General features: G+C 37.2%; 25 protein-coding genes. 8 read left to right on the top strand and 17 right to left on the bottom strand.

Annotation, left to right across the window (positions count from 1 at the left end):
* The first annotated feature begins 85 nt into the window (after positions 1 to 85).
* The 3 genes from KIT27_05615 to KIT27_05605 are packed head-to-tail and all read left to right on the top strand — an operon-like array spanning position 86 to position 1,595.
* Positions 86 to 448 carry a type II toxin-antitoxin system RelE/ParE family toxin gene (locus KIT27_05615; GenBank protein MCW5589124.1) on the top strand — a complete coding sequence of 121 codons (363 nt, stop codon included), beginning with the start codon at positions 86 to 88 and terminating at the stop codon, positions 446 to 448.
* Positions 441 to 749, top strand: a complete 309-nt coding sequence (locus tag KIT27_05610) for an XRE family transcriptional regulator (protein MCW5589123.1) — start codon at positions 441 to 443, stop codon at positions 747 to 749. Before KIT27_05615 ends, KIT27_05610 begins: the two co-directional genes overlap by 8 nt.
* Positions 750 to 776: 27 nt before the next feature.
* A complete protein-coding gene (locus KIT27_05605; GenBank protein ID MCW5589122.1) occupies positions 777 to 1,595 on the top strand; it encodes a hypothetical protein in 819 nt (272 codons plus the stop codon).
* Between the two features lie 76 nt (positions 1,596 to 1,671).
* Here KIT27_05605 and KIT27_05600 read toward each other — a convergent pair whose 3' ends face one another.
* The 4 genes from KIT27_05600 to KIT27_05585 form a co-directional block, all read right to left on the bottom strand.
* Entirely contained in the window at positions 1,672 to 1,911 is a 240-nt protein-coding gene (locus tag KIT27_05600) for a hypothetical protein (GenBank protein ID MCW5589121.1), read from the bottom strand.
* Positions 1,912 to 2,024: 113 nt separating this feature from the next.
* The gene (locus KIT27_05595; GenBank protein MCW5589120.1) at positions 2,025 to 2,822 is read right to left on the bottom strand and encodes a DUF945 domain-containing protein; all 798 of its coding nucleotides are present in this window, start codon (positions 2,820 to 2,822) and stop codon (positions 2,025 to 2,027) included.
* 299 nt (positions 2,823 to 3,121) lie between these two features.
* On the bottom strand, positions 3,122 to 3,346 hold the full coding sequence (locus tag KIT27_05590; protein ID MCW5589119.1) for a conjugal transfer protein TraD: 225 nt from the start codon (positions 3,344 to 3,346) through the stop codon (positions 3,122 to 3,124).
* Entirely contained in the window at positions 3,306 to 3,617 is a 312-nt protein-coding gene (locus KIT27_05585; protein MCW5589118.1) for a hypothetical protein, read from the bottom strand. The genes KIT27_05590 and KIT27_05585 overlap by 41 nt, the downstream gene beginning before the upstream one ends.
* Before the next feature lie 184 nt (positions 3,618 to 3,801).
* On the opposite strand from KIT27_05585, the gene traA reads away from it, so the two are divergent.
* The 5 genes from traA (at position 3,802) to KIT27_05560 (ending at position 10,525) form a co-directional block, all read left to right on the top strand.
* Positions 3,802 to 7,578 carry a Ti-type conjugative transfer relaxase TraA gene (gene traA, locus KIT27_05580; protein ID MCW5589117.1) on the top strand — a complete coding sequence of 1,259 codons (3,777 nt, stop codon included), beginning with the start codon at positions 3,802 to 3,804 and terminating at the stop codon, positions 7,576 to 7,578.
* A 122-nt stretch (positions 7,579 to 7,700) separates the two neighbouring features.
* Positions 7,701 to 8,270 (top strand): hypothetical protein, encoded by a 570-nt coding sequence (locus KIT27_05575; protein MCW5589116.1) that lies wholly within the window; start codon positions 7,701 to 7,703, stop codon positions 8,268 to 8,270.
* A 102-nt stretch (positions 8,271 to 8,372) separates the two neighbouring features.
* Positions 8,373 to 8,573: a sulfur carrier protein ThiS gene (gene thiS / locus KIT27_05570; GenBank protein ID MCW5589115.1), complete on the top strand. Its 201-nt coding sequence runs from the start codon at positions 8,373 to 8,375 to the stop codon at positions 8,571 to 8,573.
* A gap of 6 nt (positions 8,574 to 8,579) precedes the next feature.
* On the top strand, positions 8,580 to 9,671 hold the full coding sequence (moeB, locus tag KIT27_05565; GenBank protein ID MCW5589114.1) for a molybdopterin-synthase adenylyltransferase MoeB: 1,092 nt from the start codon (positions 8,580 to 8,582) through the stop codon (positions 9,669 to 9,671).
* Positions 9,672 to 9,742: 71 nt separating this feature from the next.
* On the top strand, positions 9,743 to 10,525 hold the full coding sequence (locus tag KIT27_05560) for a hypothetical protein (protein MCW5589113.1): 783 nt from the start codon (positions 9,743 to 9,745) through the stop codon (positions 10,523 to 10,525).
* A gap of 18 nt (positions 10,526 to 10,543) precedes the next feature.
* Here the strand turns inward: KIT27_05560 and KIT27_05555 are convergent, their stop codons facing one another.
* The 13 genes from KIT27_05555 to KIT27_05495 all read right to left on the bottom strand — a co-directional run bounded on the left by KIT27_05555 (position 10,544) and on the right by KIT27_05495 (position 21,924).
* Entirely contained in the window at positions 10,544 to 12,355 is a 1,812-nt protein-coding gene (locus tag KIT27_05555; GenBank protein ID MCW5589112.1) for a type IV secretory system conjugative DNA transfer family protein, read from the bottom strand.
* Positions 12,352 to 13,401 (bottom strand): P-type DNA transfer ATPase VirB11, encoded by a 1,050-nt coding sequence (gene virB11 / locus KIT27_05550; GenBank protein MCW5589111.1) that lies wholly within the window; start codon positions 13,399 to 13,401, stop codon positions 12,352 to 12,354. The genes KIT27_05555 and virB11 overlap by 4 nt, the downstream gene beginning before the upstream one ends.
* A 12-nt stretch (positions 13,402 to 13,413) precedes the next feature.
* Positions 13,414 to 14,505, bottom strand: coding sequence for a TrbI/VirB10 family protein (locus tag KIT27_05545; protein MCW5589110.1), 1,092 nt, complete (start codon positions 14,503 to 14,505; stop codon positions 13,414 to 13,416).
* Between the two features lies 1 nt (position 14,506).
* Entirely contained in the window at positions 14,507 to 15,256 is a 750-nt protein-coding gene (locus KIT27_05540) for a TrbG/VirB9 family P-type conjugative transfer protein (GenBank protein MCW5589109.1), read from the bottom strand.
* Positions 15,253 to 16,134 carry a type IV secretion system protein gene (locus KIT27_05535; GenBank protein MCW5589108.1) on the bottom strand — a complete coding sequence of 294 codons (882 nt, stop codon included), beginning with the start codon at positions 16,132 to 16,134 and terminating at the stop codon, positions 15,253 to 15,255. The genes KIT27_05540 and KIT27_05535 overlap by 4 nt, the downstream gene beginning before the upstream one ends.
* An 8-nt stretch (positions 16,135 to 16,142) precedes the next feature.
* Complete coding sequence (locus KIT27_05530) at positions 16,143 to 17,138, bottom strand: type IV secretion system protein (GenBank protein ID MCW5589107.1); 996 nt, start codon at positions 17,136 to 17,138, stop codon at positions 16,143 to 16,145.
* 5 nt (positions 17,139 to 17,143) lie between these two features.
* Positions 17,144 to 17,521 carry a hypothetical protein gene (locus tag KIT27_05525; protein MCW5589106.1) on the bottom strand — a complete coding sequence of 126 codons (378 nt, stop codon included), beginning with the start codon at positions 17,519 to 17,521 and terminating at the stop codon, positions 17,144 to 17,146.
* Positions 17,522 to 17,681: 160 nt separating this feature from the next.
* The gene (locus KIT27_05520) at positions 17,682 to 18,401 is read right to left on the bottom strand and encodes a hypothetical protein (protein MCW5589105.1); all 720 of its coding nucleotides are present in this window, start codon (positions 18,399 to 18,401) and stop codon (positions 17,682 to 17,684) included.
* The gene (locus KIT27_05515; GenBank protein ID MCW5589104.1) at positions 18,398 to 20,863 is read right to left on the bottom strand and encodes a hypothetical protein; all 2,466 of its coding nucleotides are present in this window, start codon (positions 20,861 to 20,863) and stop codon (positions 18,398 to 18,400) included. The genes KIT27_05520 and KIT27_05515 overlap by 4 nt, the downstream gene beginning before the upstream one ends.
* A complete protein-coding gene (locus KIT27_05510; GenBank protein ID MCW5589103.1) occupies positions 20,850 to 21,143 on the bottom strand; it encodes a VirB3 family type IV secretion system protein in 294 nt (97 codons plus the stop codon). The genes KIT27_05515 and KIT27_05510 overlap by 14 nt, the downstream gene beginning before the upstream one ends.
* Positions 21,144 to 21,145: 2 nt before the next feature.
* Positions 21,146 to 21,460 carry a hypothetical protein gene (locus KIT27_05505; protein ID MCW5589102.1) on the bottom strand — a complete coding sequence of 105 codons (315 nt, stop codon included), beginning with the start codon at positions 21,458 to 21,460 and terminating at the stop codon, positions 21,146 to 21,148.
* Entirely contained in the window at positions 21,453 to 21,725 is a 273-nt protein-coding gene (locus tag KIT27_05500; GenBank protein ID MCW5589101.1) for a hypothetical protein, read from the bottom strand. The genes KIT27_05505 and KIT27_05500 overlap by 8 nt, the downstream gene beginning before the upstream one ends.
* A 13-nt stretch (positions 21,726 to 21,738) precedes the next feature.
* Positions 21,739 to 21,924, bottom strand: coding sequence for a hypothetical protein (locus KIT27_05495; GenBank protein ID MCW5589100.1), 186 nt, complete (start codon positions 21,922 to 21,924; stop codon positions 21,739 to 21,741).
* Between the last annotated feature and the right edge of the window lie 46 nt (positions 21,925 to 21,970).

The following is a 21,970-nucleotide window of genomic DNA, read 5'->3' as shown; positions in this document are numbered from 1 at the left end:
TTAGAAAGAAAATCCAATCTTCTTAAAAGCACGATATTACCTTGATGTAATATTACTTTTGTGTAATACTTAAAAGGAAAGTAACATGTGGGAAGTTGAATATACTGATGAGTTTGAATTGTGGTGGAATGATTTAAGCGAAGGGGAGCAAGAAGATATTGCGGCAAGTATCGGATTGCTTGAGCAACTCGGACCCCAGCTTAACTTTCCGCATAGCTCAGGAATAAAAGGATCAAAACATTCGCGCATGCGTGAATTAAGGATACAACATGGTGGAAAACCATTGAGAGTACTTTACGTATTTGATCCCAGACGAGTTGCCATTTTGTTACTTGGAGGCGACAAAACGGGTATAGGTCGGTGGTATGAAATTTTTATTAGTAGAGCCGATAAACTTTACGACGAACATTTAGAGCAATTAAAGCAAGAGGGCATCTATAATGGCTAAGTCCTTTAAAACATTACGTAATAAAATGAGCGTGACTGCTCAAAAGAATGCTCAGGAAAAAACTCAAAATATGATTGCTGAAATGGCATTAAATGAGCTTCGTCTTTCAAAAAATTTTTTGCAAGAAGATATGGCAGACGCATTAGAAACCAAACAAGCCAATGTCTCGAGATTAGAGCGTCGCACTGATATGTATATTTCAACATTGCGCAGCTATATTCAAGCATTAGGTGGTGAGTTAGAAATTACAGCAAAATTCCCTGATGGTAAGGTGCGCATTAAGCAATTTGAGAATGACTAATTTCAATTTAAAAGGGAATATTTAACTATGAATGATATGAATAAACTTTTGCAAGAAGCCGCAAAAAGAGACGGATTTAATTTAGAATTTTTAGCCAAAGAGAAATTAAATAATAGTGGCTATACTGTATTTGCGAATAAGATTTTTATCGAAAATGACAGCTTGATAGAAACTGACTTGATTGCGATTGATAATACAAGTAGCAAAAATTTAATTATTGAGTGTAAAGGTAGAGAAAGTGACTCTTTGCTATTAGTAGTTACACGATCAAAACATGATCTATCGGAGGAGGAAAAAGAAGCTCTTGACCATGTTAGCCGAATTTCTTTGATTGACCATTTTCACAATGGTTATAGGTTCCATATTCCGCGATTTGATATTCAGGAAGATTCAGCGAAAGTTTTTACAGGGGATTTTTTTAGGGCTGATAAAAATAATGGTACCATAAAAGGCTATACAAAAATTTCCAAAAATGAAGATCAAAATAATTACTATAAAGCTAAGTTACAGCTTGCGCAGTCAGTTAAATCCTTTATCTCTGAAACAGAAGAACTGCCAGGAAATCGCTATATTTACCCTATAATTGTAGTTAATTCTGCTATTTGGACGGTGGATTATAATCGAAATGCCGATGATCCAATTATTTACCAACACAAATGGGTATTGCAGCAGTTTGATACCGCGCTACCATTAATTCATAAAGAAGATTTAAAGTGGAATCAAGAATTTTTTAGTATTGTTGTAAGTATTGAATATTTTGATGATTTATTAAATAAAATAAATCAACATCATCCTACCACTCCACTTGATAGAAACGAGCTTACACTTCAATCAGGTTTAATCTAATCATGATTTTCCTTAACTATCAATCTCAAAAGGGATGCTTATTGTTATACCTTTGGATAAACAACCCATTTTTTTTTCATCTTCTTTCAAACAATCTGTGTAATGCTCTTTCATTTAATGTTATACATTGTTGAAGTAAATCGCTCATCAAGCAAAAATAATTATTGAGTATTACATTGTGTATGCTTATCGTTTCAATATGCATTGCTACCACAATAAGTGATTCGAGTTTCGCTAATATCACCGTCATTTCTTCGCGACTTTCGATTTGTTCATTTATAAAATTGTCAAAATCAAATACGCTATTCTCACCCATGACACTACCCCAGAGTTGTGTTGTGGTTAGTAGCATGTAGGTGTATCGAGCATCCACATGTTACGCCTTGTAAAAAAGTGGGCGCATTATGAACGCCCACCTAAAATTTTTAATTACGCTGAGTTCTTTATGCCTTCCGCTAAACCCCATATTTTTTGATTAAGCCGAGTATTTTGATCAATATTAGTAATGGGCTTTAACCGTGCGCGCCGCACATAACCCTGTTGATCTCGGTACAGAGCCGTTACACCACCTTTGGTCACATTTTCTTGAATGATATTTAGGGTGGTAAATAAATCAGGCTGATTCATTTCTTCAAAGCGTCTAACTTTTAATAAATGTTGAGGTTGAAATCGTAAGCCCGAGGTGGAATGTTTAAAACGTTGCGCATGAACTTGCTGAGCAAATTCTATTTGTTGTTCTTGGGTTAACATGAGCTGGCTCATTTCTGCTGCGGAATCAAGCATGGCTTGTGCGGAATGAATAACCTCATAGGTACCTTCGATAACTTCTTTTAAAATATCACCTTGATGACGTATACGAACTTCGTTAAAGGTTTCACCAGCAACCAAACCATTGCAACATACCACCCGAAAAATGCCGGATAATAAACGATACGAGGATAAGCCATCGTGTGAGTTTATTAATGCAATTTCAGGAAACAAACCTAAAGCATTGGCTTTTGCTTCACTGTGACGAAACCGTACACAATGCTTTGCAAAATTACGGTTACCGCTAGATTGGCAACGTGATTGATGCGCAGAAACAGGGTAAAAACCTTCTTGGCTTAAGCCTTCTATTATTTGAAGTGTTGAAATATGTTGGTAGCGTTCACTGGTGCGTGTTGCGCGTGAATTGGTAAATACTGAAGGTACGTAACGCTCTAAATAAGCAGTTGATAAAAATTGCATGTTGAGTCTCCTCATTTCGGTTATGGTGAAAAACAAAAATTTAAAATGCAGTTAAGCAAAGTTAAATCGATACCAAAAAAATGAAGAGAAATTGTTAAAAGAAAATTTACAAAAATAAGGATAAGATGTTAGGATTGCTTTAGCCATGATAACTTCCTCTGAAAGTTGTTGTGGTTAGCGTTGCTAGAGTGTTGGTAGCACTTTAGTAACGCGCTTAATTAACAAGAATAATTTTATCACATCAAGTGAACATCAGCAATAAAATACAGTGTTTTTTTAAAAAATAATTTAATCAAAAATCATTCATCAAATCCCATAAATAATAATTCGCCTTGTTGTTTTAATATATTTTCAAATTCAGGCTCGCGCTCTAATTCTTTTAAAAGATAATAAAGACCGCCTAAAATAATTGCTTTAGGATATTCCGCTAATCCAGCTTTAATAATTAAACCGCCTAATTCAATTTTACGGCGCGTGTCTAATTTACGTTGCTTTTCTTTCAGTAGGTAAAGTTGCTTTTTCATGAGAATTATCCTCTTGCGTGTGCGTCGTAGTGCGTTTATTAAATTGGTCATGATTTAACTTTTTTGTAATGAGTTGAAATTCAGCTAACAAGGCTGTGCTATTAAAATCACCTAAACCGGCTTGAATCGCTATATCACCAATTTCAAGTTTGCGTTTTTGTAAAATTTTTTCATAGCGCGCACGTGTTTGTTGAATTTGTTGCTCAAGTTCGGTTATTTTTGAGGAAAATATTCTAGCTTGGCGAGGTTTCGTCACGGTATCATTGCTCATGGTATTACTCCAAATCCTTTACATTGACTTACAGCGACGAACTGTCATCTTAGAATAGCAAATCAATTCCATTTGACAAGTCGCCATCATCAAAAAAATCGAAATATTTTTATCCATAAAAAAATCCAAAAATCCGCTCAGGCGCAATATACATTGCTACGCAATGTTGCTAGAGTAATTGTCTATGGCGATCGAATTTGCACAAATGAAAATATATTCTCGCTCAAAAATGCGGAATGCAATTGATTGCGCAGCATATCGTGCGGGAGAAAAATTACTCGATTATAATACGGGAATCGTTTACAACTATTCCAATAAATGCGGTGTGGTGCATTCAGCGATTATATTGCCTAAAGATGCTGGTCAAGAATTTTATGATCGTGAATGGCTGTGGAATCAAGTTGAGCGTGCTGAAAAGCGCAAAGATGCGCAATTGTGTAAAGAATTAATTCTAGCGCTACCCAGGGAATGCGATTTAGAAGCCCATATTGAACTTGTGAATGAATTTTCTCGCGCACACTTTGTTGATCATGGATTAGCGTGTGATGTGAGTATTCATCACGATAATGATCAGAATCCACATGCTCATATTTTAATAACCACCCGTCGCATTGTAGGTCATGAATTATCACAATATAAAGCACGAGATTTAAACCCTAAATTTTTTAATCAACATATAATGCAACAAGATTATTGGAATAAACATTGGCGCGAACTGCAAAATGAATTTTTTAAACGTAAAGGATTGGAACTTCGCGTTGATCCCAATTTGCTGATCCAAACCATTCACCAAGGTCGATTTCATGGGAAAGATTTTGAAAAGGCACACATCAATTTTGAGCGTAAACAAGCTGCACTTGCACAAATTACCACATCACCTCTTGCGGTATTAAATTCATTAAACCAAACCCACACCTTTTTTTCCAAGCAAGATGTGGCTTGTTTATTACACAAACACATTGATGATCCCACACTTTTTGCAGCCACACTCGAAAAAGTATTGCAGCATGAAGAGGTGATCCCACTAGGATTAGCTGAAGATGGTCGTGAACGTTATATTACTCACAGTGCTTTTGCAAAAGAACTACAATTAGAAAAATATGCTAACGAATTAAATCGTCGTGGTTCGCATCGTTTAACTCATGACTCTATCAACAATGCAATCGAAACCTTTCATTTAAATGCAGAACAGGCACATGCTATTCGTCATGTACTGGCACCAGGCGCTCTGAAAATTATTGTCGGACGTGCGGGAACAGGTAAAACTCATTCGATGAAAGCAGTTGCTAAAGCTTATGCGCAACAAGGTTTTCGCGTGTTAGGTGTTTCCTTATCCGGTATTGCTGCTGATGGTTTAGAAAAAGAAGCGCATATTCCGAGTTACACCATTGCACGCTTACAAAAAAAACTTCAACAAGGTTCTATTACTTTATCCGCCAAGGATGTGATTGTGTTAGATGAAGCCGGTATGGTGAATTTAGACAATATGAATTGGCTATTAAAAAATATTAGACAATCACGTGCAAAATTAATTGTGATTGGCGATCCTGGGCAAGCCGAAAGTATTGGTGCAGGTTCACCCTTTCGTACCTTGTTAGAACGCGCAGGATTTGCAGAATTAAAACACATTCTTCGGCAACGCCACGAATGGGCAAGACAAGCCACTTTAGATTTTGCTGTGGGTCACACGCATAGTGCATTAAAAACCTATCAACACCAAGATTGTATTCATTTATTAAAGAATGAAACGACGCGTAATGAAAAACTGGTTACTGATTATTTAGAGTATCGCAAGCAATACTCTCACGCCGATGTGGTATTAGTGGCACACCAAAATAATACGGTAAAAGCGCTTAATAAAATAATTAGAGAGGCCTTATTAAAAAAGGAATTATTGCAAACTGGACAGGATGTGTTGAGCGCCTATGGTAAAATTAATGTGTCAATTCAAGATCGCATTTTATTTTTAAAAAATAATACGCAACTGGATGTGCGAAATGGTCAGTTTGCAACAGTCATTCATATGGCTGATAATAGGATTACTGCCATCAAAGATGATGGTCGCAAAGTGATTTTTGATGTAAATCAATATCGTTCATTTGATTATGGTTACGCCGCTACGATTCACAAATTACAAGGCGTCACTAAAAAAGTAGCATTAGTGGTTGCCGATGGGTTTGGTTGGTGTCGCAATTTAACTTACGTTGCCATGTCGCGCCATCGCGAACATTGTCATGTATACGCAAGTCAAACGCAGCATCGTACCCAACAACATTTAATTAAATCCTTAAGTCGTTATGGTGTGAAAGACGCTATTATTGATTTTCCATTACGCTTAGCCTTAGCGCATCAATTAACAGAAAATTCTGTATTAAAAAATGCGTGTCGTAAATTATCATTGCCTTTTGTGAACATAATTGATGCTTGGAAAACTATTTTTTCTCGTCAAGAACAGTTACAAATGCAACAACGCCAACAAAGTATTTTAAATCGAAGGGAACGTGCTAAAGAGGTTGCACAATTAGCCGATTATCATCGTGCTTATAAACAAAGTGTAGCTGCCATCCTAAAACATTCACAAGAAGAAAATCTATCTATTACTAAAACACAGCCATTACAACAAACGTGTTATGACTGGCAAAATAAACGTAATAAATTGGCAAGTTTAATTGTGCAATCGGGTCACAATGTTGAAAATGCTTTGAACGCTAATCAATTAACAGAGGAAGAATTACAGCAGTTTGCCAAACAACATGATGATTATTATCGCCGGCGTGTCTACGCTAAAAATACCCATTATAACGTTCATTATCAATCAAACATCGATAAAGATGCCGTCATCGCGGCATTATTACAACAAGCAGAACGATTTTATACCGAGCATTTAGGTCAACCCAAAATAGCCAATGCTAGAAATTGGCGTTATGGTAATAAAGGTAGTTTATCAGTGAATGTGAGTGGAACGTATCAAGGATTTTGGTGTTCATTTGAAACGGGGGATAAAGGCACACCGTTACAATTGCTGATGGATCCTAAAATTGGCATGGGATTATCGTTTAAAGAAGCCTTAAATTATGCAGCGCGGTGGAGTGGTGTAGTAGGATTAGATCCAGTGCAACAACAGCATTTAAAAATTAATCTTCAACAGAAACAAAAAATTCAAGTGCAGAGCGCACAGGAATATACAGAACAACGTATTAAATTAGCAAAATATCTAGTGTCTTTAAGTAAACCCTTTGAAAATACATTAGCAGAACATTATTTACGTGAACATCGTAAAATCGCTACTGAACGCTTAAGTGCAGATGTCCGTTATCTACCAGCGAGTGAACGTTACCCTGAACCAAAATTATTAATTATTTCTCGCAATTCTCAACACGCAGTGAGTGCGGTGCAATTAATCAGCTTAGATAAAAACACCGCACAAAAAAACTCACAAGCGAAAATTGTAAAACACCTGATTGGGCAACGTGGTCACACCTTGGTGCAACAAGGCACACAACCGCAAATTATTTTTGCTGAAGGGTTAGAAACAGCCGCGAGTTTAATGACGGCATTTCCGCGTGCGTGGATTTATTGCGCATTGGGCAGTAGTTCTCATTATGCTGAAATGGATTATTTAATCAATCAACATCAATGTCAGGAGTTGATTCTTGCTAAAGATAATGATGGGCACAATGCCAAGAGTGAGTTAGCATTTCAAAAAGCGCTTGAACATTTTCACGCGCAAGGAATTACACCCCAAGTATTAACACCTGAATTATTAACAGGCATGAACAAAGTTGATTGGAACGATGTATTGGTGAAAAGTGGTGTGCGCGAGCTAACTGAACAAGTCTTGGGGCAATATGAGAAAACACATTCAAAAAACTTAAGCTATACAGAGGCTAACCGAGTTGCAGAATCAACAAGGAACGCAGTGCCACTTGCTACTGCTATTTTTGTCGAGTTAGAAAGATAAATGAATCAATTAGTTAGTAGTTATAGTGATAACTGACTCGTTGTGCATCAAAAATAGTTTGAGAGTCACTATTCTATGATATAATATGCCCAAATTAATAATGAATATCAGGAAAGAAAACCATGCCTATTCAATATATAAAACAGGATGGCTATGCTCACTTATTGAATCATATAAAAACTGCTGCAGAAGAATATAATAAAGAACGAGCCGAGGATGGATTTTTTAATCAATATAGAAAAGCTAAAGGGCGGCGTAAAGGTATAAAACTTCAAGCTTATGCAGATAAGCTTACTGGTGGACCACAAGATAATTTTTTATTACTTGCGTTAACATTGGCAGTATTAACATCCGGCTCCGAAGATTTAGCTAATCGCATTGCGATGAAGCTCTTCTCTGGCGATTATCAAGTTTTTCATGATAATACTATAAATCCTATAAATACTCTTACATCAACTGTTTTTGTTGAAAATCAAGCTTGCCGCCATAGTGCAACTTATATTGAACTTACTGAATTTCCAAGCTGTAGTCACTTAAATTATAGAAAAACAGCTGCCGAATTAATAAATTTAAAATATTCTGATGCAGCTAACGCAAAGAAATTGGCTGAAAAAGTTGAGCAGTTCAAAGAGTCCCTCAGAAATGACACAACTGAAATAAATAACGATCTTTTATCTCTTGGTATGACTTAATATTATAGGTATTATTTGAAAAAACGCGAAAAATTCAGAGTTTAGTTAGTGAGCTTTATGTGTTACCACGATTAATATCCACAATAAGGATGACTTTGTAGTATGGAAATCGTTGTTAATCAAGATCCACTTGATATTGCACCGAATAAAACCTTAGCTAATTTATTAGTTGATTTAAAGCTAAATCAGAATAATATCGCTATCGAATTAAATGGTACTATCGTCCCACACAGTCTTTATGCCTCCACTATTGTCAAAGAAAATGACGTCATTGAAATTTTCCATGCAGTGGCTGGTGGGTGAAGGTTAATGAGTTTTACGGATGATGAAATCAATCGCTACGCCAGACATTTCAGTTTGCCACAAGTTGGCAAAGTAGGGCAGGAAAAATTAAAACAAGCTCGTGTAGTGTGCGTGGGTGCTGGTGGTTTGGGTTCTCCTGTGTTGTCTTATTTAACGGCGGCAGGTGTGGGACATATTACGATCATTGATGATGATCGTGTGAGCATTTCCAATTTACAGCGCCAAATTTTATATTCCAGTCAAGATGAACATCAGTTTAAAACGGAGGCTACGAAACAAAGATTACAATTATTAAATCCCCACGTCACCATTAACATTCATACAACACGCCTAACCCATGACAACGCGCAAGATTTATTGCGCGATCATGATGTAATCATTGATGGCTCCGATAATTTTCAAACACGTTATATTGTGAATGACGCGAGTTTTCATTTAGATATTCCTTATGTTTATGCGAGTGTATTACAATTTTCAGGATTGATTTGCGTGTTTAACTATCAACACAGCCCGTGTTATCGCTGTCTATTTCCACAACCACCCAAAGATTTTGTGCCGAATTGCCAAGAAGCGGGCGTGATAGGTGCATTACCTGGAATGATTGGATCACTGCAGGCGTTAGAAGCACTAAAAATTATTTTAACTGTGGGTGATTGTTTAGCGGGAAATATTCTACACCTTGATGCGCTAACCATGAACTTCAAAAAAAGTAAATTAATTCATGATCCAGCTTGCATTCTGTGCCAGCAAAAAATAGATTACGCACACTTACCTCATCACCATTTAACTACCTGCGGAGAAACCATGATTCAAGAAATCGATGTTAACGAATTAAAATGCATGATGGAAAATAACGACAAATTTACGTTACTAGACGTGCGCCAACCCGAAGAAAATATCGCGGGGAATATTGGTGGTTTGTTGATTCCATTAGGTGAATTGGAATCGCGTTTAGATGAATTGAACAAAGACGATAAAATCGTGGTGTATTGTAAAGCCGGTGGTCGTAGCATGATGGCTGCGCAGATCTTGCAACAGCATGGGTTTGAGCATGTGATTAATTTGCAGGGTGGGTATTTGGCATGGATGGATACTTGATCTAATTTCTTCATTAGAAGGAGTATGAATAATTTTAACGCACAAGAAAACTGTTACAACGAGAGACTAATATGATAATTGAAATCAAAAATGCACTGGAGCCCGCAAGCTCAAGCAATTGGGCAAGTTGGTTTTCTGCGGTAGGTTCAATAGGTGCTGTATTCACTGCACTTTTTTTTGGATTACGTCGAGATAAGACGTATTTATATCGTCAAAAGAAGAAAAGCAAAGAATTTGCAGTTTTAGCCTTAGATTCATTAAATAAGTTACATGTTGAATATTTAATTAAAGATGATATTACTAGCTTAAATAAGATAAGGGATGATTTAAAGTTACATTATGGCGAATATGAGGAATTTTTAGGAGTATGTGATACTAAATATTTTAATAAATTTTCTGAGTTATCTTCATATTGTAATTCACAAATTGATATGTATGGAGAAGATAGATTTAAAGATGAATATTTAATCAAAATTATAAATAAAATGGATGAGCTAAAAAGAGAAATACTTGAATGTCGCGGGTTAACTTTCACTTTTGAGGAAAAAATTAAATACGAAATCATTAAATTTACCTTAAAAGATGAAAACCGAGAAAACCTTAAAGAATTTATTAATTCAAAGGCTGGAAATCCTGATTTAGAAATGATTCAGGAATACAATGAAGTTTCTTATAGAATTAAGATTATGTCTAAAGATAAAGGAAAGACATTCCAGGCTCATCTTTACTACAATGATAGTGGCAATGAGATTTGTTATACAGGTGGAAATGATATAAATGCTAGTAATACCATTAAATTTATAGAATTTATTCAGGATAAATTTAATGATCGCATAAAATCGATACTGATTTAGAGCTTCAAGATAACCGATTTAGTTTAATGGATATCTAATATTGATTAAGTCTAGAGCTTTTAATACTCTTCTTTGTAACAGGGCATCCTCATACCACCTCAACAACCCCACCCGCACCGGATGTTGCGCCTGAATTTTCACGATTAACTGATCCTGAATATCCATAATTTCCTGATACAACATCAAGGGGCGTTTTTGATAGTGTATCGAAACACTTTGCATGCCTTGTTGAAATGAACGTTGGCGAATTTTCACCGTGCGATCACCTAATTGTTCACTCATAAACAACGCGTCATTTTTATCACTTAATCCAAAGGTAGCTTTTACTTTTGCATCAATAAAAACCGACGCGTCTTCTTTACCATAGCGACTGGCAATTTGCGCGAGGTTTTGTAAAAAAATTACTACCCGCACGTGATACGATCGCAATAATCCAATCGTCGATTTAAACGATTCCATGCGCCGTAAAATTGCAAATTCATCTAACATTAAAATCACGGTATAAGGTTCATCAGTTTTAGGCTCTTGCTCCACCATCGCATCTAACACTTGTTGCCAAAACATGGTGAGCAATGGTGATAAACGTTCCATGTCATCTGCTGAAAAACCTACATAAATTGTCATTTTTTCTCGGCGCAAATTTCTGACATCAAAATCACTATGAGAGGTTGCCGCATCAATTAACGGATCATCCCATAAACTAAAATAAATGGTGAACGATTCAATAATATTGCTGCGTGTACGATGATCGAGTTCTAATAGTTTTGTCATATCACGATAAAATAAGGGATCAAGATCATCACGTTTTTTCATGTTATCTTCTAACCAACTAAAAAAATTGGTTTGCTTCACGGTACGGTTAATTTCACCTAGGGTTACTAAGCTTCCTGGTGTATCTAACAAATATAATGCAATAGCCACAAAAATTTTGCGCGGCGATGAATACCAAATTGGATCAGAGTGATGATTTTCGGGAATTAAAATCCCCGCATTCTTTTGTAAATATTTAATTCGTAATTGTTTATCTCGTGGCACAAAGTCCAAGGGGTTATACGCATGCGTTAAGCGATCATTCCGCGAGGGTGCCCATAAAAAGCAACGATGTCCATGGGCTTGGCGATAACCTGAAGTTAAGCGAAACAATTCAAACTTCACATCATTCACGACCATGGACGCAGCATTGGTTAATAAATTAGGAATAACCAAGGCACTACTTTTACCCGTACCCGATGGCGAAAACACCACAATGTGTTCGTGGCCGCCAATGCGCAATAATTGACGTTTGAATGTGCCTAATAAAATACCCTCAGAGTTGAATAAGCCTGCTTTTTTACAATCACTGAAGGTTGCAAAGCGAGCGCGACCGTATAAATTTAAGTTGGGATTGCGCGCATGAAAAAATTTTATGACGATTGGAAGAAAACCTAATAAAAATATTCCACCTGATAATATTAACAATAAACAACGAATTGATGGATCTGCAAACCAAATAAATAGCCAACTTTGCCAGGGTAATACTAACACTAACGTGTCGCCTAGTTGATACAATATGAAACTGCTGATACTGACTGCTGTAATACCCCATAACAATAAACCCAAGGGATACACCCGTAGCCATAATGACTCTTTTTGTTGGCATAAAAATAATATCCCTATTACGAACCAACTGCATAAAATAATACTGACTAACAAGGTAGCCAATAATAATGAATTTTGGGTTGTCATCCAAATGGGAAATAGTGTTAATGATTGTTGTAATAACAGTGCTGGCACTAACCATAACGCACTTATTAAGGCCGTGATAAAAATACCGACGCGCCAATACGTCATGTGAATAATTCTGTTTGCGCAGATTTAAAATACATTTCACTGCAATAACGTTGAATATAACCACCTTCACTGCGCCGTTTCACTTGCACAACCACATCGATGAGCTGCAATAACTGTTGGCGAATATCGTCGGTGCGTAACGAAATATAATTATTATTTAATCTAACCAAATTCATTAAACGTTCAATCGCCATTGCAGGACTGCTGGCATGCACGGTTGAAAATGATCCTGAGTGTCCTGTTGATAATGCGGCCATAAAATCTGCGCTTTCTTCACCGCGAATTTCTCCTAAAATTAATCGATCGGGACGTAAACGCAATGCAGTTTGCACGAGCATACTCATGGGCACATCCACCATCCCGTGTTCGCCACGCGATGACACTAAATTTAATTGATTGGGTTGAATTAAATGAATTTCTGGCACATCTTCAATGGTTATCATGCGTTCCTGATGATTAATTTCTGCAGCACAAGCATTTAATAATGTGGTTTTTCCAGTACTCGTTGCACCACTGATTAAAATTGTTTTATTCGCTTGAATGGCGGCTTTTAAAAATGCTAACCATTCGTGTTGATGAAACAAATACAGTAATTGCTTTTCTTCTTCATCTGGATTGAGCGATGCAATTTTCCACTGCTCAGGTAATTGGGCTATTTTTGTGGCAGCAAAAAAATGATGTTGCTGATAATCATCTAAACTCAATGGATGAAATACTGTTTTACGAATACTCATCGCCAGACTGTGTTTGCGAACAATCGGTGGTGCGACAATTTGCACGCGATGGTTACCTGGAATCAATCCTTTAACTAAAGGATGCGCCACGTCTAAGAGTTGTAAATTTTCGTGTGCAATTAATTTCGCTAATTGCCAACAATAGGGATAGGTTAATGGTGATACCGGAAATTGTTTTAATTGAGAATGTTTTTCGATCCACACCTCGCCAGGCCGATTAATTAAAATTTCATTGACTTCTGGATCGAGCAACCACGGTTCAAGTGGTTTTAAATAATATTGCAAGGTAAAAGTGGATGGCTCATCACTCATGCTACGTTATCCTTATTCATAAAAGGCTAAATCATGCGCTACCATCACTTGGATCACTTTACCTTGATAACCGTATAAAGTGGGTTTAATGGCAATCGTATTTTGTAAATTTTGACTCGCGCTTTGCTGAAATGATTGACCCAATGCTTGACGATAGGCACTGCTACTGTTGTATTGATCGGTATTATTCACACCAACTGTGCTGGTGGCTAAATTAATCATGCTAAGTAAACTTGCCATGCCAAAGCGCGCAATAAAATGCGTGTTGACACTATCGGCAGCAACCCCACCGCGACCTAATGCATCCACCCCCGGACTATTTAATTGAATGGAAGTATTATTCGGTAAAATAATGCGATCCCAAATAATAAAAATTCGTGATTGGCCTTCCACATTTGCTGTGACATATTCGCCATTTAGTTGACTATCCGCTGGAATTAAAATGCGTTTTCCTGAAAATGCATAAATCGGTTCACTCACAGTTGCGGTGATCATGCCAGGAAATTCGGTATTAATGGCATTATTGAGACTTGCAAAAATCAATGTACCCGCCACAATAGTGCGATCCGGATGTGAAATGCGTTGCGCGTGGAAAGCACTTTCGTCGTGAAAATTTAAATTATTGGAAGTGTTCATTGCATTATTTGCAACATCATTGTGAATGATACTTGAAGTTGCAAGATTAGAAGTGGCTATGGACGTCGTGGTTTGATCCCACGCATTGGTGGGTGCTTGCATGCGTGCAATTAAAAACTCCGCTTGTGCTTTTAATGTTTTTTCTGATAATACCTTGGCGATTTGATGAGAGGCGACTTGATGGGGCTGTGCTTGTGCGCGTTGTTGCAACTGAGCTTCAAACTGCGCTTTAATTTTATCGGCCAGATCAGTGCTATCTAACGCAGTAGAGGAAGGTGAACCCTGTTCGAACGATGCTTCTTTGTGCTGGGTGCGTGAATGAAGATACACGACGGTTAATCCCGCTAATATAATAATAAATCCTGCTAACACCGCTTTTAATATGGCAGGTGTTTTCACTAAGGCTAAATTCATGAGTGGAGATGCATTTAATGGTTCAAATTCTTTATTGTGTTCGATTTTTTTCATATTACCACCCTTGCCAACCATGATTCATGACCGCTGCTTCGCTGTGCCCTAAGCGTAGTGAAAATTCTTGAGCGATGGTTTTCACCACCACATAAGATCCCACTCGCCGCGTTACTAAACTGCGCTCTTGCCCTTGATGATCTAAAATCGGAAAAATGGCTGGAATAGATTGATGGTCATGAAATTCAAAATAGGTAAACGTACCATCATCACACACTTTTTGCGGAAATAAGGTATGACTGCCTGAAAAACTATAACGATAGTTTTTGCAATTCGGATGATCATCCACATATTTATCATGTGCTAGTGCTTTTTGAACTTTAGCTAATGCCGCCTGCTGATTTTTTTCATCATTGGGATATAAAAAATCAATGGCAGCATAATAAGGATAAAGCGAATGTTTTGGATCAGTGATTAATTGAAAATAATAGACATGTTGATTGGTGAATACCGTTAAATGAGTATTTGATTCTAAGCTTGTGGGTTTAATCACCAAATGATTTTGCAATAATGACGAAGGCTTATTAATATGCCACACTTTTTGATCACCATTGTTAGCTTGGATCACCGTTTCATTGTGTGAAAAATTAAGGGTGACTTGTTGTAACATGGGTACAAAAATGGGAACAATATTGTGTGCTTGAAAATTTACCCAGGCGATATTGGGATCACTCGGATAAGCTTTAGGTAAATTAATTGCAACGACTTGTGTAGTAAATAATATCACACTCAATATGATTATGGTTTTCATTCCATCACCTCATGACTGAAATGCGTTTGTGTCTCCATTTTTCCTGTTTGATTACGCTGATATTCAGTCACTTCAAATCCGCGCCAATTTTCTAATTGAGCAAACGGACTTTGAGGCATGCCACGATAATGCCAACGAATTAACACGGAATATGGGGTGATCGTTTGATGATCATTGCCATCGTTGCTAATTAATTGAAATGTGACTAAAGCTAAATTACTCGCCTGAATAAATGCCGCCGGACGATGCAGGGCGCTATTACCGTCTTTATCTAAAAATTCGATATTAATGTGTTGAACTTGTGTGCTGCCATTTTCGCCCAATAGGCGAATAGGACTGTTGGGATTTGATAATGTTTGTGCGTGTTGATATTGCTCAAATACACTAGGATTTGCTAATAATTGCACGATGCGAAAACGAAAATTAAAATCGGTATAATTATACGATTCGAAATAACGCACAAAGCGTGCAATATTACTTTTTACTTCATTCACATTATTCGGTGCATTTTTTTGATTGGGCGCACTTACCCAGGTTTCACCACTTGCATTTTCATGCACAACGACTAATTGAGTGCGAGTTAATGGCATCATGGTAATTAAGGCAATTGTTAAAGCCAATGCCAATAACATCGATAGCAAAAAAGCACGTTGATAACGTTGGCGGCTGAGCACAACGCTCAGTAAAACATCATCAAACCAGGTAGCGCTTAATTCAAAATAATGAGAATGTTTATTTTTCTGTGAAGTCATGCTGCGTACTTGATTTAGCTGTTGCCTCGTCTGTTGTCGTTGCTTTTGATGACGGAGACACCACAGCTTGAATAATCGCCAACGCGTTACGATACTGTTTTTAATTTTAAAATAAAATGATTTCATGTTTATCCTCACCGTAAATGCCCAAATAAATGTTTACCTACTGCTCGCGTAGCTTTTCCTATAGATTTTCCCGCAACATCTTTTGCTTTATGACTTGCGGCACTAGCAGCACCTGCTATACCTGAAGCACTCGCTACAGCTGCCATGCCAGTAACAGCCGATTCAAATCCACTCTGACTACCCATGCCACTTGCCATCATTTGCGCTTCTTGCGCGACTTTATAAATTAATCCTACGCACATGCCGCCAACAATAAAAAATGGAATTAATAAACTAAAATATAAGGGTCGATTTTCGGCGAGCGTATCCATCACTGCTTGCAAACTGCTTTGACACAGTTGCAACACCAAAACCAACATTAAATTCACAAAAATAATGGTGAGAGACATACCAATGCAACGAGACAACCAGTTGGTGTAAATCGATTTAGTGAATTTAAATAACGCGAGTGGTAAAAATAATGGCGTTAATACAAATGAAATTGCTAAACCAATTTGGGCATAAAGTAATTCATAAATAGCAATCATCATTAATAGTAATGTAATAAAAAAAGTAATTATTGCAAAAAAATACGGTTCAATATTAGTAAGGTGTCCCAATGCCCAAAATGCTTGAATGGTTACTACTAATTGTGATAATACCGCTTGCAAACCTGACTCAATTGAATTTCCTGCAATGGGAATGCCGAGCGAATGGATCACTTGATTAATTAAATTAACTGGGGTTTTGGTAAACACATTATAAATTAGCTGTGATGCATGACTCCATGAAAAACCCAAAAATGCGACAATAGAAATAGTCAATATCGTGCTGTATAAAATGGATTTAAACCATTCTGGCTTATATAAAATAAAGCAACAACCTAACGCCGAAGCTAACACTGAGGCTTCGATAAATGGTGTTTGTAATAAATTGGCAAATGCTTGAAACCCTTGAAACACAAACTGCTGTAACAGGGTGTGAGTCTGAGTAAAAATAGTTTGAATTAAATTATCAACTAGCATCAGGATTACTCGTTAAAATCTTGTGCCCAGACTATTGGATCTTCAAAGTCTTGAGGCAAAATGGTGTTAGCAAAGCGGTGCTCTGTATTAGCTATATTGGCCATCCAAATAAAGGCGTTTAAACATTTTGAGATAATCACATGTTGTTGTGTGCTGATAGTCATTCGTTGCTGTTGTGAAAAAATATCCCCACAATCTCCTAAGGGGATGGAACCTAAATAATGCGCAGGAATTTGATGAACGACTTCGCCCCAAATAAATTTTTGGGTTTTTTGCGGTTCATCTAGCAAAGGATTGTGACGCGCTGGTAATAATGTTTTAATGCCGATCAGAAAAATCATAAAAAACAATCCCACTTTAATCATATACCAACCTAATTTCATATTACGTCCTTTGTGTTAATGCTGGTGAATTGATCCAAACTTGTGAACAGTCAGCACCCCAATTGGGACAGGGCGAAATTAAATCAGCGGGTGTGCTACAAGCGCTTAATTCCAACATGAAAAAAATTAACAAGAATATTTTTACTTTCATCGTTGCTCCTTAATGATTAAATACAGCTGCGTCACTTAAGCCATTCAAATCATTTTGGTTAGTCATCACATTTTCTTCAGCAATTAATGAATTCGCTTTAACGTTTTGCTCCATAATGGACGCTAACTCAATGGCAATGCGATTATTTAAATCGATCGCAGCTTTTACATTTTCTGTGTGATCAATGTAGCTTGATAATTGATGTAAGCGTTGTAATTCAGGATTAATGTTGCGATACAAATAACTGGCATTCACATAGGTGGCACGATTGGTTTGACTGGCTTCTTGATAATAATGGGATGTTTCAGGTGTACTGGTTTTTGTGAATACGCTTTCCGCAACGATGGGATTAGTTTGATCGTAGTGTTGCATTAATTGCGTGTAATATTGATTATTTAAACCTGCACTGGATTGCATGGCATTAAGCCATGTATCCGGTGACCATTCTTTCCACTGTTCATCTTGGGCAGAATTTAAAATATCTCCTAACTGATAATCTCCGGTTAGTTGTGAAAATAAACGTGTGCTCATGTCGGTAATGTCATGATGATTCGTTGTTTGAAATGTATCCATCAGCGTTTGAATGTGATCCAAATCATCACGTGACTGAGAATTCACGCCATAAATATTTTCTAGGACATTAAAAATTTCGTCAAAATTAAATGCTTGCGCAATTGAAAGCTGTACACTGAATAAAATAAAAATTAGGCATATAAATTTTTTCATCATAGACTTACCACTTTTAAAAAGTGGGGCATCCATTCTTTTGCATTTTCACCATATTGCGCACGGCATTCACGCATCCATTCAATCGAAGCGCGATTGCCCGATAAAATTGCTAAATGCTGAGATAAGCGACTCAAATCAAATTGCCCAATTGCTGAAAAATTAATTTTAGGTTGCCGATATAGGAATTGCCGTTTCTGGGAAATAGCGTGTTGAATAAAATCACACTCTTGGGGATTTAACTGAAAGCACTGTTCATAATCACGGATATCAGCGGCTGAATTAGGAAATAAAATATCGGTGGCGCGATTATCCATAATCATGGGGCGCAATGGCGAATTTACAATACTGGCGCAAGATTGGGTTAATAAGGTTAAAAATAAATTATGTTTACGCCAAGTGGGAATACCAGCCGTTAATTTATGTTGCCAATAATCATGCGCTAATAAGCGCCAGCCTTCTTCTAACCATAGTTGAGTTAAGGTGCCATCTAAATGTTGTTCAATTAAATGAAAAATAAACATCATCAGTGTGGTTACGACAGCAGTGGATTCGCGATCTAATAAATGAGTTAAATCCAAACCGATGTGTGATGACCAAATTAATTGATGTTGAGCATGATCAAATAAATACGCATAACGCCCAACAATTCCGGTATCTTCATCAGTGAGCCATTGCATTAACGTATTGCGTTTACTAAATCGCATCGAAAAAAAGGCTAATAGATATCGTAAACGGCGACGTTCAAGAGGTAGTTCAAAATTGGCTTGTACTGCGGTTAAAATTTCTTGTTCGTCTTCTGCTGTTAAATCGGCTTTAGCATCATCCACTCGCAATAGTTGTTTAAACCAATCAAATAAAAAAGTGCGGGTGACACGCGAATCGGGTAGCTGCAAAGGATTTAACGCGATAGGATTATTTGCCTCGGGTGCGATAGTAAAATAATCATAATCATTGGCACGAAAATAAATTTCATTACTGTGGTCGCGATCGCATAAAATACTGCGTCCTTGATAGTGCTGACTAAAGCTGTGAAAAGCCGCTGCTAATGCGGTTTTACCACTTCCATTGCTGCCAACAATTATTGTGTGACCAGGCGCAGGATCGTGCTTGTGCGAGGGTAAATGGAAATTAAAATGCAGTGGTGTATTCGATGGCGTTTTAATGATTGTTAGCGATTTGCCTAAATGATTGTGATCGTGAAATCCAGTAGGATAATTGTGTAACGATAACAAATCCGCCATATTATAAGACGTCATCGGAAAACGTCGGGGAATAAAATGCGCATTGCCTGGTAATTGTGACCAAAAACTCGCTTGCAAACCCAAACGTTCACGCACAGGAACCCAACCAATTAATTGATAACAATCACTCACGGCTTGCACATTGGCTTCTAATTCGTCGAGCGAATCTGCAAACACACAAACACTGTGATAATAATCGCCACTTAATGCTTGCTGACTTTTTAAATCGTTTAATAAATCATTTAATCCGATCATGAAAGATTGCGCGCCATTATCGTGACGATTTAATAAGCGTAATTGTTGTTTAACCCGTTTTACCGCTACCTCAGTTTCGATAGGAAAAAAATGATGAGTGATGATCATTTCTGCTTTGACGGTGAGTAAACTATCTAAGGCTATGCTAGAAGAAAATGTTCCGGTACTTTTAACACTGACCATGGCCGCATAACGTGTATCGTGTTCTGTATTTCCCAGCCATTGGATCGCTTGCCCGAAAAATAATCTTTTAGTGGGTAATAAACGTGCAATATGTTGTTGGGTAAACGCATACGGTTGAAATTGTCCTGCGTTTAAGGGTAATGCTAAATAGGCTAATAAATCGGAATACGTTTTATTTTCGTTATTGCCCAATAAACCTGCTTGATAGTCTTTCAAACTGACCAAGGCTTGTTGTGTAACCTGTTTTAATTGTTCTGCTTGGGCGTGTTGTAAATGATGAAATGAATTTTTCAACGTGTTTGCCGATAATTTTTTGAATAGATTAATACCTCTATTCATATTGTTTAACTGCATGCCACGATGTAAAAACGTTAAATAGTAAGTATTCTGAAAACAGTCCGTTTCATGAAAAGCATGTTGATAATCATGATGAAACTGTTTGGCGTAATCTGTTTGTGTGATTGAATTAAATTTTAATTGATCTTTACGGCGATGCAGTGTGAGTGTGGTCGCCATGTTAATGCCATTATTAATCAAGAGTTGGTGGATGCGATCGCGTTGTTCATTTAAACTGGTAATGGTTCGCGTATCATGATGAATGCCATGACAGGCAATTGTTGAGCCTAATGCAAAGGATTGCGTGGCAAAAATCTCAGGCGAAAATAAATGTGAATAAGGGATGCGAGTTGAAATTGGCACATCCAGCTGCAACCGCGATAAATGAGTCATGTCATAGTGTTTAGCATTTTTAATTGCATTTACGTTAGGATCAATCCGCGCCATAACTTTCGCATCTCCAAATACTATAATTTTTAAATTGCCAGCATTTCATGGCTTTTAGTAAAACTTGGCTCCAATTGGGATCTGCGCGATAGGCAAGACGAATAATGATATAAATAATTAAAGCACCAACCGTGGTAATAATCACTGCTTGCATTAAGGCCACGATCATCATCCATAATTCTAAGAGGATGACTAGTGTTTTAATGGGAACACCTGCTTTCATTGCGGTGATATGCATGCCTTGATAAATAGGAGAAATTAATAATTCTTGCTCATCCATGCTTACATTCCTAACCATTGATGAACGTTGTTATTGATGGCGAGTAAGCAACTTGCAACGCTCGCAATTAAAATTAATGTGCCCCATTTTAAACGGTGTGAAATAAACGCATCGATTAAAACGGTTGCAAATCCACCCACACTTAAGACCAATGCTACATCGCCCGTTAATAAATTTAATATCCATTGAAATGCATTATCTAAAACAGGCAATCCTGATGACGCGAATGCTAGGTTAGGAAAAAATAACCACACACGTTTGAATAAATAATGTAGTGTGTGGTTTAACGATGTTAACTGCTTTAGTATTTTATTCATTGGATGCAATCGCCTCATGTGGTCGGTTTAAGGTGAAATCACTTAAGTTCGTCGGCTGTAAGTGTTTTTGTTCACATAAGGCGACTGATTCCAATTCGGTGGTGGTAGAGTTAATAGTATGTGAAAACCATTGCACGTAACGATGAATAATGGTGGCTAATTCTTCGCAAGCTGAATAGTCATTAATTCCATAATGTTTTAGACATGTTGTAGCGAAAAAGTAACAAGGATTATGTTTTTGATGTAGAATATCGAGAGAATTCATGTGTTTTACTCCTTTAGCACTTTAGTTGCTGGACTTCTTTTAAAGCTAATTCAGCACGCTCAATTAAGAACTGAACTGTTTTATCGTGTTGGTATTTTTCATTGCTTTTCCAGGTAGAAAGTTGCCAAGTGATGCAATGCTCAATGAATTTTTTTGAGTAGGAACTGAGTGTCGCAAGGTGTGAGCCTAAGTTACTCATGATTCAATATCCTTCAGATACATTTATAACATTCGTATGTTCATGA

The organism is Legionellales bacterium (assembly GCA_026125385.1).
GTDB lineage: Bacteria > Pseudomonadota > Gammaproteobacteria > JAHCLG01 > JAHCLG01 > JAHCLG01.
This window is presented reverse-complemented; position numbering and strand designations above follow the sequence as displayed.